At 46.6% G+C, this 13,413-nt stretch carries 11 protein-coding genes; 3 read left to right on the top strand and 8 right to left on the bottom strand.

Annotation, left to right across the window (positions count from 1 at the left end; all coding sequences use genetic code 11):
- Positions 1-17 precede the first annotated feature (17 nt).
- The 8 genes from ACZ5DR_RS01200 to ACZ5DR_RS01235 all read right to left on the bottom strand — a co-directional run bounded on the left by ACZ5DR_RS01200 (position 18) and on the right by ACZ5DR_RS01235 (position 10,082).
- The gene (locus ACZ5DR_RS01200) at positions 18-947 is read right to left on the bottom strand and encodes an FAD-binding protein (protein ID WP_377364693.1); all 930 of its coding nucleotides are present in this window, start codon (positions 945-947) and stop codon (positions 18-20) included.
- Complete coding sequence (locus tag ACZ5DR_RS01205) at positions 948-1,697, bottom strand: electron transfer flavoprotein subunit beta/FixA family protein (protein ID WP_377364691.1); 750 nt, start codon at positions 1,695-1,697, stop codon at positions 948-950. It abuts the gene before it with no gap.
- Positions 1,698-1,784: 87 nt separating this feature from the next.
- Positions 1,785-3,635 (bottom strand): feruloyl-CoA synthase, encoded by a 1,851-nt coding sequence (locus ACZ5DR_RS01210; RefSeq protein WP_377364689.1) that lies wholly within the window; start codon positions 3,633-3,635, stop codon positions 1,785-1,787.
- A gap of 81 nt (positions 3,636-3,716) precedes the next feature.
- The gene (locus tag ACZ5DR_RS01215) at positions 3,717-5,480 is read right to left on the bottom strand and encodes an acyl-CoA dehydrogenase (RefSeq protein WP_377364687.1); all 1,764 of its coding nucleotides are present in this window, start codon (positions 5,478-5,480) and stop codon (positions 3,717-3,719) included.
- Between the two features lie 9 nt (positions 5,481-5,489).
- Positions 5,490-6,257 (bottom strand): 3-hydroxyacyl-CoA dehydrogenase, encoded by a 768-nt coding sequence (locus ACZ5DR_RS01220; RefSeq protein WP_377364685.1) that lies wholly within the window; start codon positions 6,255-6,257, stop codon positions 5,490-5,492.
- 39 nt (positions 6,258-6,296) lie between these two features.
- The gene (locus ACZ5DR_RS01225) at positions 6,297-7,061 is read right to left on the bottom strand and encodes a crotonase/enoyl-CoA hydratase family protein (protein ID WP_377364683.1); all 765 of its coding nucleotides are present in this window, start codon (positions 7,059-7,061) and stop codon (positions 6,297-6,299) included.
- A 216-nt stretch (positions 7,062-7,277) separates the two neighbouring features.
- A complete protein-coding gene (locus tag ACZ5DR_RS01230) occupies positions 7,278-8,486 on the bottom strand; it encodes a thiolase family protein (protein WP_377364681.1) in 1,209 nt (402 codons plus the stop codon).
- A gap of 39 nt (positions 8,487-8,525) precedes the next feature.
- On the bottom strand, positions 8,526-10,082 hold the full coding sequence (locus ACZ5DR_RS01235) for an acyl CoA:acetate/3-ketoacid CoA transferase (RefSeq protein WP_377364679.1): 1,557 nt from the start codon (positions 10,080-10,082) through the stop codon (positions 8,526-8,528).
- A gap of 367 nt (positions 10,083-10,449) precedes the next feature.
- On the opposite strand from ACZ5DR_RS01235, the gene ACZ5DR_RS01240 reads away from it, so the two are divergent.
- The 3 genes from ACZ5DR_RS01240 to ACZ5DR_RS01250 are packed head-to-tail and all read left to right on the top strand — an operon-like array spanning position 10,450 to position 13,320.
- Positions 10,450-11,484, top strand: a complete 1,035-nt coding sequence (locus ACZ5DR_RS01240) for a TRAP transporter substrate-binding protein (RefSeq protein WP_377364677.1) — start codon at positions 10,450-10,452, stop codon at positions 11,482-11,484.
- A gap of 20 nt (positions 11,485-11,504) precedes the next feature.
- Positions 11,505-12,008: a TRAP transporter small permease gene (locus ACZ5DR_RS01245; RefSeq protein WP_377364675.1), complete on the top strand. Its 504-nt coding sequence runs from the start codon at positions 11,505-11,507 to the stop codon at positions 12,006-12,008.
- Complete coding sequence (locus ACZ5DR_RS01250; protein WP_377364673.1) at positions 12,001-13,320, top strand: TRAP transporter large permease; 1,320 nt, start codon at positions 12,001-12,003, stop codon at positions 13,318-13,320. The genes ACZ5DR_RS01245 and ACZ5DR_RS01250 overlap by 8 nt, the downstream gene beginning before the upstream one ends.
- The last annotated feature ends 93 nt before the right edge of the window (positions 13,321-13,413 follow it).

Here is a 13,413-nt window from a genome sequence, read left to right on the forward strand (position 1 = left end):
GCACTCCTCTTTACTTATTATAATTTTTCCGTCAATTCAGGTAGGACCTCAAACAAGTCGCCTACCAAGCCATAATCTGCCACTTGGAAGATCGGAGCCTCTTCGTCTTTGTTGACCGCAACAATGACTTTTGAGTCTTTCATCCCCGCCAAATGCTGGATAGCCCCCGAAATACCAAACGCCATGTATAGATTAGGTGCAACAATCTTACCAGTTTGCCCCACTTGCATATCGTTTGGCACAAAACCAGAGTCTACCGCTGCACGGGACGCACCAACCGCAGCGCCAAGCTTGTCAGCCAAGGCTTCTAACAAGGCGAAGTTTTCACCACTGCCCACACCTCGACCACCTGACACAATCCGCTCAGCGGCAGTCAGCTCAGGACGCTCAGATTTCGTGAGCTCATCATTCACCCAGCTTGATAAGCCGCCATCCGCAGGGGCGTCTACAGCTTCCACGGACGCGGAACCACCCATTGCAGGGGCTTTATCAAATGCTGCGGCACGTACTGAAATGACCTTAGTAGCATCATTTGAAGTCACTGTAGCGATGGCATTACCCGCATAAATCGGACGCTGAAATTGATCCGGACTTAATACTGCTGTGATATCAGATAATTGCCCCACATCTAGTTTCGCTGCCACGCGAGGCAGTGCGTCTTTGCTAACGGAGTTTGAGGGTGCAACGATGTGGGAATAGTCACCAGCTAGAGAAACAATCAGAGCACTTAAAGGTTCCGCCAGCTCATGTTGCAAGCTCTCACCTTGGGCCAATAGCACCTTGGTAACGCCCTCACATTGGGCAGCTTGATCTGCAACGCCTTGAACATCGACACCTGCGACCAACACTGTTACATCGCCACCTAGTTGTTTCGCTGCAGACAAAGCACTTAATGTCGCTGGGGCTAGTGCTTCGCCATTGTGTTCTGCAATCAGTAAAGTAGCCATTTAGATCACCTTCGCTTCATCTTTTAATTTTTGAATTAACTCATCAACAGAGGCGACTTTGATGCCACCTTGACGAGCCGCTGGGGCTTCCACTTTATCAATTTGAATATGTTGTTTTGCTTCCACCCCTAGATCCGCCATAGACAGAGTTTCTAGTGGTTTACGCTTCGCTTTCATGATGTCTGGAAGCTTAGCAAAACGAGGCTCATTCAAGCGCAAATCTGTGGTCACTATGGCTGGCAAGGACAATTTCACCGTGCGCAGACCGCCATCGATCTCTCGGGTAACGGATACCTGGTCACCTTCAACCGCCACTTTAGAGGCAAAGGTCCCCTGGGGACGGTCCGTCAAAGCGGCCAACATTTGTCCCACTTGGTTATTGTCCGAGTCGATGGACTGTTTGCCTAAAATAACCAAGCCCGGCTGTTCTTTTTCCATTAATTTAGCGAAAACTTTCGCCACGTTTAATGGCTCAGCCACCATGTCTGTCTCTACCAAAATGGCACGATCAGCACCGAGAGCCAAAGCAGTACGCAACTGCTCTTGGCTAGCGCCAGCCCCCACACTCACAGCAATGACTTCTGTGGCAACACCCGCTTCTTTTAAACGAATGGCCTCTTCTACCGCGATTTCACAAAATGGGTTGATCGCCATTTTGGTATTACTTAAATCCACATCACTGTTGTCTGCTTTGACGCGAACTTTCACGTTGTAATCAATTACGCGCTTTACACCGACTATTATTTTCATGTTCGTCACCTAAGGATTCTTCTTTTGTAACAATAAACGCCAAATACCCTATAAGATTTGCGTGAATACTGGATTTCTTCAATAACATTAAACGCTAATTACGCTGACAGATTTTGGCATCTGATAAAGCATCTCAACTTGATCTGCACGATGTGACTGGACATTACGTAAGTTCAAAGACCCCTTATCAGTGACCTCGTGTGCATCTATGCTCGGGGCGACATGCTGCAAGAGAATCCGCTGTACAACCGTCGAGCTGCCAGTCCCCTGTGCGGCAAAGGCTTTTAGCTTCTCTTCAAATGCTGCACGCACCGTTGGATGATTCACCAGCTCTTCTACTGATAAATCCACGCCATTTTCTATCAGCGCTTGACAGTGATTCACATCTGGAAAAACGAGCCCTGTTATGTCACTTCGGTTAGAACCGCACAGAACAATGTCTTGGGCTAGCGGAGCGAAAGCACTTATAAATTTACTGCGTAACGTACCCGCACTCACCCAAGTGCCGCTGTCTAACTTAAAGTCCTCGGAAACACGGCCGTCAAATCGAAAGCCTCGGTTTGGCGTATTTTCATCAAGGAACGCAAACGCATCGCCAAGGCAGTAAAAACCTTCCTCATCGAACGCTTTTTGGGACAACTCTGGCTGACGCCAATAACCAGGCATCACGCTTACAGCTTTAACGCGCGCTTCCAACTTACCCTCATTGGGCACAAGCTTGATTGAGATACCTGGTGCAGGCGTACCAATCACGCCTGACGCACTTTCTTCAATTGAAGCAAATGTCACTGACGGTGCGGTTTCCGTACAACCTAAGCCGGTAACAATTGGGATCTTCTTGCCGGTGTGCTTGATCGAAAGCTCGTCGATGGCATCCCAAATATGCTGCGCCATGCCTGCCGCAGCAAAGAACATCAAACGTAAGCGGGAGAAAAACTGCTGAGCTAGAACATCATCCTGTTGCAGCTTTTTAACAAGTAATTCAAAGCCTTTTGGCACATTGAAATACACAGTAGGAGCCACTTCAGCTAGGTTTGTGAGGGTTTTATGGAAGTGTGTCTCTGTTGGCTTGCCATCGTCGAGATACAAGGAACCGCCGTTATACAAAGCAATGCTGACGTTGTGGTTACCTCCAAACGTATGGTTCCAAGGCAACCAATCTACCATCACAGGTGTTTCATCCTTCAAAAACGCCATGGTCTCACGGATCATCACCGCATTCGCACATAACATGCGCTGGGTGTTCATCACGCCTTTCGGCATCCCAGTGGTTCCAGAGGTAAATAAGATCTTGGCAACTGTGTCGCCATTTACCTCAGCGTTGCGCTTCTCTATTTCAGCATTGATTGGCATTTTCCAAAACTTAGAGAAGCCAATGATCGGGTTACTAATGAGGTTCGCTTTCACGCCATCATCCATGACTGCAACAGTCACATCTCGTTCACAGGTTGCAGCGATGGCTTTTTCATAGGGCGCTAGCTTATCGACAATCACTAAACCTGGCGTCAAGCTATCGATGACATGTTTAAGTTTGCTGTAATCGGTTGCAATCAATGAATAAGCTGGCGAAATAGGCGCATGTGGCACACCAATATAGCTACCAGCTAGGGCAAGCAGCAAATGCTGTACACTGTTACCACAAAGAAATGCAATGGGACGCTCGGGCGATACATTTTGCGTCAATAACCAAGACGCTAGTTCACGGACTTTTGTTAGGGTTTCTGAGTACGTGTATTCTTCCCATGCACCACTTGAGTCTCGCTGAGCAATACACACTGTATCAGGGGTTTTCTCCGCCCAATACGCGACGCGGTCAGTCAAACATCTTGCGTACTCAACTAACGGTGTTTGGCTATGTACAATCTGTTCCCCATTACTGCGTTTTTCTACGGAAACAGGGTGACTTACCACCTTTACAGGATGGAATTCGCTTGTCATTTTATACTCCTGAGACTTGTTATTTTTATTCGTTCAAAGAAGGTAAATGCCTCACCACAAGGGTGCTCTGCTATTTACGTGTTACGAAAATCGATACGCGTTTAAACCTATTACTTGGCTATTTACAGCACTTAATTCTGCAATTACATGTGGCAAAGAATAAGTGCTGTACACATCTAAAAGCGCTACGACATTTGCGAAATAATCAGGATCATCATTCATTGCTTGCTGAGCTTTTGCCGCAGTGCAAGCTAATTGCCAAGCGGTACAAAGCCCGCCCATGGCCATTAAAAACGGCACCGAGACGCAATCTAAATCTGTCACAGACTTGCTAGGGTTTAGAATCACTTGATCCAATGTCGCCACTAACTCATCGCACGCTTGCTCAATTCGGCCCGCACTTGTTTGCAACGCCGGGTATTGCTTCACGGAGCTGACATCCTCACGGATCAAAACAAGCAGCTCCGATAATGCGGTACCTTTATCCGCGCGTACTTTTCGATGCAGCAAGTCTTTCGATTGAATGCCCGTTGTACCTTCGTAAATAGTTGTGATTCGAGCATCGCGCATTATTTGCGCAATGCCTGTTTCTTCAACAAAGCCCATACCACCAAATATTTGCACCGCAGTACCGGCCATACGATTCGCTTGCTCTGTAGCAAAGCCTTTAAATATGGGGGTTAACAAGGCAATACGTCGGTGCGCTGAGTTGACCTGATCGGCATCTTGCGATTGTTCACTAACATCAATCAATGCCGCAATTTGATACCCTAAAGAGCGCAGCCCAAACGTTTCAGAACGCATGGTTAACAACATTCGCTTCACGTCTGGATGCTCAAGAATCGCAACACGTTCACCTTGCGTGCCAGAACCTTGAATACGTTCAGTGGCGTATTGCAAAGCCTTTTGATAAGCCAGCTCTCCAAGAGCTACGCCTTGCATACCACAACTCAATCGAGCTTCGTTCATCAACACGAACATTGCCATAAGACCTTGGTTGAGTTCACCGATTAACTCACCAATACAGGCATCGTTATCACCATAACTGATAGAGCAAGTCGGGCTACCATGAAGACCAGTTTTGTGCTCAATCCCTGTACAGCGTATGTCATTAAACTCACCTACTTCCCCCCCGTCTCCTACACGATATTTAGGAACAGCAAACAGTGAAATACCGCGGCTACCTGCTGGAGCATCCGGTGTTCGGGCAAGCACTAGGTGAACAATGTTATCCGCCATATCATGCTCGCCATAGGTAATGTAGATTTTTTGACCTTTAATTAAGTAATTGCCATTTTCTTGAGGAATCGCTTTGGTATTTAAAGCTCCCAAGTCTGAGCCTGCATTGGGTTCGGTCAGCGCCATTGCGACCGTCCATTCACCCGTTACAATCGGCGTCAAATAGCGTGCTTTAATTTTATCGGATGCGAATTTCAAAAGAATTTCAGAGCCACCTTGCGCCAACGCCGCAAACATAACAAAAGCGAGGTTGCTTGATAGCCACATTTCATTGACGGGCTGTGCAATGTATTTTGGTAACCCTTGACCACCGAACTCTTCAGGCAAGGCCAAGCCAATCCAACCAGAATCACGAAATTGAGCGTATGCTTCTTTCCAACCGGTTGGCGTGCTTACCTGACCTGCGTTGAACTGACATCCTTCGACATCACCAATGACGTTTAACGGCGCTAATACATTGCTGGCAAACTTGTTCGCTTCATCAATGATGACATTCGCCAGATCAAGATCGTAATCTGCTAAGCTTTCCAATTGAGCCAAGTTTTGGCGAGTAAATGCCTGCTCAACCAACCATTGCATGTCTTTGTAAGGGGCTTGGTAGCTCATAATCGACTCCTACTTAGCCGCCATACGAATCGCACCATCCAACCGAATGGTTTCGCCGTTTAGCATGCTGTTTTCAATAATCTGCTGTGCAAGTTGAGCATATTCGTCTGGATCACCTAAACGCGGTGGGAAAGGTACCGATGCCCCTAAAGATTGCTGCACTTCCTCTGGCAACACATCCATCATAGGCGTTTTGAAAAGCCCCGGAGCAATGGTCATTACACGAATACCGAAACGCGCTAGCTCGCGCGCGATTGGCAGTGTCATCGCAACTACTCCGCCTTTAGAAGCAGCATAACCCGCTTGACCAATTTGCCCGTCGTAAGCAGCAACAGACGCAGTATTAATGATCACACCACGTTCCAGATTAGACTGTGGCTCATTGTGCTGCATTTTGTCAGCAGCCAAGCGGATCATGTTAAAAGTACCAAGAAGGTTAATGCGTAAAGCACGTTCAAAAGAGGCCAGAGCATGTGGGCCTTCGCGGCCGACGACACGTTCAGCACCGGGAATACCAGCACAATTAATCACCCCATCAATCGAACCAAATGTAGCAATGGCTTGATCCAATGACGCGGTGACGGAAGCCTCATCGGAAATATCAGTAAGCGCGTACTGCACGCGTTGCCCAAGGCTTTCGCTGACTCGCTGCAGTCCTTGCTCGTTGATATCTGCTAACGATACCTTTGCACCTAAGCCGTGTAAGCGTCGAGCAACCGCTTCACCAATACCTGACGCTGAACCTGTAATTACAAAATGACGATTTTGAATTTCCACGACAAACTCCTATCGAATACTTATTGTTATGACGATCGACTACTTGTTTTTCTTGCGGTTTAGGAAAGCATCAATGCGCGCTTTCACTTCTTCGCTGGTTTGCGTGATGCCACAGATGAGAGACTCTGTGTACAAACCATCATCGGCTGCCATGCTGTCAATACGCGCTAAGCCTGTTGTCATAGCCCAATTTGAGTACTTAGAGTTTTTCGCAATGCTTTTAGCAAGCTCCATCGCTTTAGCAAGCGCCTGGCCGTCTTCTTCAATATAGTGGGCTAGCCCAATGCGGTAACCTTCTTCTGCGTCAACATCACGTCCCGTCAGCATCATTTCAGTCATACGGCTAGTACCAATGACGCGTGCCACATTTACTGATGCACCACCACCAACAAAAATACCGTGGCGACCTTCTGGTAAGCGGTAGAACGTATTCTTTTCTGTCACGCGAACGTGGGCGCAAATCCCTAGTTCTAAACCGCCACCAATAACCGCACCTTGCATTGCCGCTACAACAGGAATGCCAGACTCACGGATATGACCAAATACTCGGTGCCACATGTTGGAGTGCTTAACTACTTCGAATGGTTCACGAGCTTTGTGCTCGCTAAGATCTAGCCCTGCACAAAACTCAGGACCTGCACCGGACAGCACAATCACATGAACATCATCAGGTAGATTGATAAAGGCGTGCTCGATTTCTAGACACAGCGCATCGTTGATTGCGTTTTTCTTTTCAGGACGGTTTAGCTGAAGATGGCCAATACCGTTATCAGAAGTGAATTGGATGAATTGATAAGTCGTCATTCTCATGCCTCTATTTTTATGTTTATGGGCGAATAATTTATGATTTAAAAATATAATAGTTGTACTGCTAAACAAATGTCAATTACAACTATTATCTATACTTAAAAAAAAGCCACAACATCGTGTGGCCAAAGCTCTGCTTACACATATATCAATGCATTAAGGCATGGATACAACACTCAATAACGCATTTGGCAATCTATTGCCTTTCAACAACTAACGATCGGACACTCGAATTACCGCAGCCATGCCAGTGTCACCCGCCGCACAGCCGGTGAACAAACCATAACCGCCACCACGTATAGCCAGCTCTTCGATCATTTCAATCATGGCTCGTAAACCAGTTGGTCCTTGCGGATGCCCCCAGATTAATGAACAACCAAAGTTGTTCATTTGCATCACATCTACGCCCGTCGCCTTAGCAAACGCAACATCATTTACCGCAAATGGGTTGTGTGTTTTGATCGCATCAACTTGATCTATCGAAATACCTGCAACTAGGAGGGCACGCTTTGCGGCCTCTATCGGCGCGGCAGGCATGTAGGCCAAGTCGTCTCGCGCCTGTCCGAAGCCAAGAATTTCGACTTTAATCGATGTATCACTGGCAAGTTCTTGCGCTTTATCACTGCTACAAACAATGGCTGCAGCATTACCATCCGCAGGATGCGTCTGATTACCAAAGGTAATCACACCACCTTCCTGCACCGGTTTCAGCTTTGCCAATCCTTCCGCTGTCGTTGGGAATACGCCTTCATCACCCGTCATCACCGTCGCTTCTTTCTTAAAGTTTGGTGCGGGCACCGATAAAGGCAGCGTCATAAAACGTTTCTGAAAAGCTTGCTCATCTTTAAGCGCTTCTTGATATTGCTCGTAACGTCGCAGCGTGACGGCGTCCAACTCTTCGCGTGTAATATCAAATCGGCGCGCAACGTTTTCACCAGTTTGCATCATGGAATGCCCACCCATTGGGTCATTCATCATGTTATAAAACACTTGATCCTCAGATTCCCCAGCGCCGCCTATGCCTTTCGGATTCGGGTACACAATATGAGGACCGTTAGAGCAGCGATCAGCGGCCAAAAACAAAGACACACTCGCCATGCCAGTCATCACTTCTGTGGCAGAGGCAAATAAACCACGCGCGCTGGTAGCACATACTTGGTTTACTGCATGTCCTGGAGTGTGTGTTGCGCCGATATCATGAAGCGGCCAAGGTGCTCCGTTAAACGATTGATATTGATTGATGGTCATACCCAACACGCCCGAGTCGAAAACGGTTGGATCAATATTTCGTTTTGAAAGCTCATGCTTAGCCACGTGAGCCGCAAATTTCATCGAATGTAAGTACTGTAATGAGCCTTGCCATTTAGCAAACGGCGTACTCCAATAAGCACCATAAGGGATTTCTACGTTTTGGATTGGCATTCAACATCTCCGCTATTGTTATTGTTTGATCTGGCAAGATTACGACTGCATGTAAGCCGCTAAGCCGCCCCATTGTTCATGAAATATTTCATCTGGCATGGTTTTCAGGTCTTCAGCAACAATTGGCGCGAAGTCCATCATATCTAGCACGTCTTTTTGCAAATCCAAACCAGGTGCGATTTCAGTTAGAACCATGCCTTCTTTGCGTAGCTCTAATACACAGCGCTCGGTAATGAAAAACACAGGCTTTTCATTTGCCTGAGCAAATTCACCACTAAAGGTAATATGGTCAACTTGTTGCACGAACTTACGGGTTCGTCCTTCTTCTAGAACAGTGGCTTTACCGCCTTCAAAAGACAGTTTTGCACCATTTACCAGGGTGCCGCAGAAAACAATCTTTTTAGCGCTTTGAGAAATGTTGATAAAACCGCCAGGCCCTACAACTTTAGGACCAAACTTACTCACATTTAAGTTGCCGTATTGGTCTGCTTGAGCCAAGCCAAGAAACGCCATATCCAAACCACCGCCATCATAGAAATCGAATTGCGCTTCATGCTCAATGATCGCCTCAGCGTTCCAAGCTGCACCAAAATCACCACCGGATGCAGGAATACCGCCATAGGTTCCAAGCTCAGTGGTCAACATAAATTCATTGGCGACTTTTTCTTCTGCTGCCACAGACGCAACGCCATCAGGCATACCGATACCCAAGTTGACGATGGCCCCTTTCGAAAGCTCCATCGCAGCACGGCGAGCAATAATTTTTCTTTCACCAAAAGGCACCGGCGGGATCGCATTTAAAGGCACTTTAGAATTACCCGCCAAAGATGGGTTATAAACAGTCGCTATGGTCTGCATATGCTGTTCAGGCGCTGCAACTGTCACATAATCCACCAACACGCCTGGGACTTTGACATCTTTAGGTTTCAGGGTTTTAGCTTCAGCTAGGTATTTCACCTGCGCTATGACAATGCCGCCACGATTTCGAGCAGCTTGGGCCATTGGTAAAATTTCCGCCAACATGGCTTCTTCTTCAACCGATAGGTTACCGTGCTCATCAGCCGTTGTTGCCCGTATTACCACAACATCCAGCGGGAAAGTTTTGTAAAGCAACCAGTCTTCGCCTTCGATTTCGATGTGCTTGACCAAGTCTTCTTTAGCCAACGAAGTGACCTTGCCACCGCTCACCAAAGGATCAACATAAGTCCCCATACCGACTTTTGTGATCACACCAGGCTTATTACCAGCAATTTGACGCCACATTGTCGTCAGCACACCCTGTGGCAACAAATAAGCTTCGATCGCGTCATCTGCTACAAGGCCCGCCATTTTTGGTGCTTGACCGGTATGCCCAGAAATAAGGCGCTTTACAAGGCCAGTATGAGCAAGGTGAGACATCCCTCCGTTTTTGCCGTCGCCACAACCACAGTCATGAATCAACGTAACGTTTTTAGGATGACCTGTTTCCAAGAAGCGCTGCTCCAATTTATCAGCCACCGCCTCAGCAAAAAACGACATACCAACCGTTGACCACGCGACGGAATCCCCGTCTTTGATTAGGCCAGCAGCCTCTGCCAAAGAAATTACCTTGCTCATGTTTCACCTTCTATTTTTAGCTTTGTTAGGTGTTAGGACGCGAAAAATGATACTTCTCACGTTTAGTGTTTTTTTTGTTGTACTACACAACAATTTTATTTTCAAATAGTTTATATTTTAATTTAGCGAGGTACTTCTAAAAATAGACACCCCTCAATACTGTTCAAAAAACATACGAGCAACTGCTTATAGGAAAATGAATGATGGGGTTCTATTTTTATAATGGGTAATCTAAAAAATTTATATTTAATATTGTTGAATTACTAAACAGTTTGTGCCAGAAATATATTAACCAAAGTCGATACACGGTCGATGGCCGCTAAAAAACTAAAAAATCTCTTATAAAAAAAACAATGTGAGGTGGAAAATGAACTACGTAGGACGTAAAAGCCTAGCCCTAATCGCTGGCGCTGTTCTCTCCGTGAATGCAATGGCCGAAGCGGAATATACGCTAAAGCTACATCACTTCTTGCCACCGATGTCGATGGCGCACAGTAAGTTTCTACAGCCTTGGGCTGAAAAAGTGGAAGCGGAATCTGAAGGCCGAATCGACATCGAACTGTTCCCCGCTATGCAACTTGGTGGCAAGCCACCTCAACTGTTTGATCAAGTCCGTAAAGGAATTTCAGACATCACTTGGACCGTTGGTGGCTACACGCCTGGCCGCTTTCCTAAAGCCACCGTTTTTGAATTGCCATTCATGCCAGGTAGCGCCAAAGCAACCAGTATGGCACTGCAAGAATATGCTGAGCAGGAAATGCAAGATGAGCTCAAAGACGTTCATGTTTTAGCCATGCACACCCACGCGCCTGGCTCTTTGCATTCACGCGAAGAATCCATTAAGACCGCAGATGATTTGGACGGTTTGAAAGTGCGCGCGCCTAACAAAGTTATGGCTTCTGCATTTAAAGAATTGGGCGCCAACACAATCTTTATGCCTGTCACCGAAATGCCAAGTGCTATTTCTAAAGGCGTTCTAGATGTCGCTGCATTGCCTTACGAAGTAGTTTTGCCAACAAAAATTTATGAGCTGGTGGATTACCACACAGAAATCAAAGGTGATCGTGGCTTGTACACCCAATTTTTCATATTCGCCATGAACAAAGACGTATATGAAGACATGCCAGCCGACCTTCAAAAAGTCATTGATAATAATTCCGGTGTTGCTCTAGCAGGTCACATCGGTAGCTTGTTTGATGATTATGAAATCTTTGCTCGCCAATATGCAGCCGATAATGGCAACAGCTTCGATTACGTCGAAGGCGCTGAGTACAACAAATGGAAAGAAATGCTTGCACCAGTTCGCTCTGAGTGGATCGAAGAGATGAACGACGACGATTATGAAGCCGAACGCCTGCTCGAAAAAGCAGAAGGCTTAATCAAAAAATACGAAAACATGTAAACGCTGTTCGGTGATCTAGCATGAAGCTATCCGTTGTAGAAAGTATCAAAGCAGGACTTAGACGCGTGTCGTTTAGTTTCGCTTTGGTTGGAGGTCTAATCATGCTGTCGTTGGCGATCATTACGGTCGCCAGCATCATCGGCAGGACATTTTTTGGCCAATCAGTCGAAGGCGACTATGAGCTTACTGAAGTTGGTTTAGCCATGTCGGTCTTCTTGTTCCTACCTGAATGTTATTTGAGACGTGGGCATGTCATTGTGGATTTATTCACCGCTAACTGCCGCCCTGCAACCATTCGTTTTTTGGATAACACGGGACATTTATTATTCACTGTGGTTTCTGTGATCTTTGCTTATCGCATGACATTAAGTGGATTTGAATCGAAAGATTATTACGAGCAAACCATGATCCTCGAACTGCCTATTTGGTGGGTTTATGTAGTCGGCGTAATTGGATTCAGTGTCTGCGCATTGTGTGGTGCGACTCAATTACTGTCTGGTCCATCAGGAGAGCACAATGAGTAATGTTGAACTCGCATTTCTAATGATGGGCATTTTGCTTGTCTTAATGAGTATTCGTATTCCAATTGCCTTGTCTATGTTGCTGTGTGGCTCCATAGGCTACGCAGCGATCGGTGGTATGCCTGCGTTACTAGAGTACCTCGGCACTTCGCCAGTTGCTAAGTTCTCCAGCTACGACTTATCGGTAGTGCCTCTGTTCCTCTTAATGGGGGAACTCGCAACGCGTTCAGGTATTACTACAGAATTATTCCGTACCTGTAATACCTGGGTAGGCCGCCAAAAAGGCGGTATCGCCATGGCTGCGGTCGCAGGCTGTGCTGCATTTGGCGCCATCTGTGGTTCCTCTTTAGCAACGGCTTCGACCATGGGTAAAGTTGCCCTGCCAGAAATGCGTCGCCTAAATTATTCAGGCAGTTTGGCCGCGGGCTCTCTGGCTGCAGGTGGCACTTTAGGAATTTTAATCCCACCTTCTATGGTGCTGATTATCTTTGCTGTATTAACCGAGCAAAACATTTCTAAAATGTTCATGGCGGCATTTATCCCAGGCTTCTTAGCCGCAGCGGGGTACATGCTTACCATCGCCATTTATGTACGCCTATTCCCAAACACTGGTCCTCGTGGCGAACAAACAACTTGGTCACAAAAATTCCGAGCGACCAAAGATGTGTGGCACATCACCGGGATTTTCTTAGTCGTGCTTGGCGGCATATACATGGGGGTTTTCACCCCTACCGAAGCGGCATCGGTGGGTGTTGTACTCACAGCAATACTTGCTGTTACACACGGTAAGATGCGGATGGATGGTTTTATCAGCAGTTTGGTTAAGACCGCCGTTTCGTCCGCTATGATCTTTTTCATTGTCCTAGGAGCTGACGTATTCAGTGTCTTTATCGCCCTATCAAAACTGCCAGATATCGGTGTTGAGTTACTGACTAATTCAGGGTTATCGCCTTATACCATCTTGGTGGTAATGTTGATCACTTACCTCATTATGGGCTGTTTTTTGGACAGCTTAGCAATGATCTTATTAACCATTCCGATCTACTTCCCGATCATCATGGCGATGGATTTCGGCATGCCTTCAGCAGATTTAGGTATTTGGTTTGGCATCATTGCACTGGTTGTGGTGGAAGTAGGATTAATCACACCTCCGGTTGGGATGAATATTTTCATCATCAAATCGTTCGACAACGCTTTGCCACTCAAAGAATGCTTTAAAGGAGTCGTACCTTTTTTGATCTCTGACTTTATACGTGTAGCGCTGCTAGTGATCTTCCCAGGTATCACTTTAGGTTTGGTGCACGCCATCGGTTAATTGCTCGAGCTCCAAGTAGCAATTAAATATTAGGGGGCTGACTCCAGCCCCTATTTTTTTATACTGATGAACAGCAAACTGTTATAGCTTTCA

The organism is Marinomonas vaga (genome assembly GCF_055388305.1).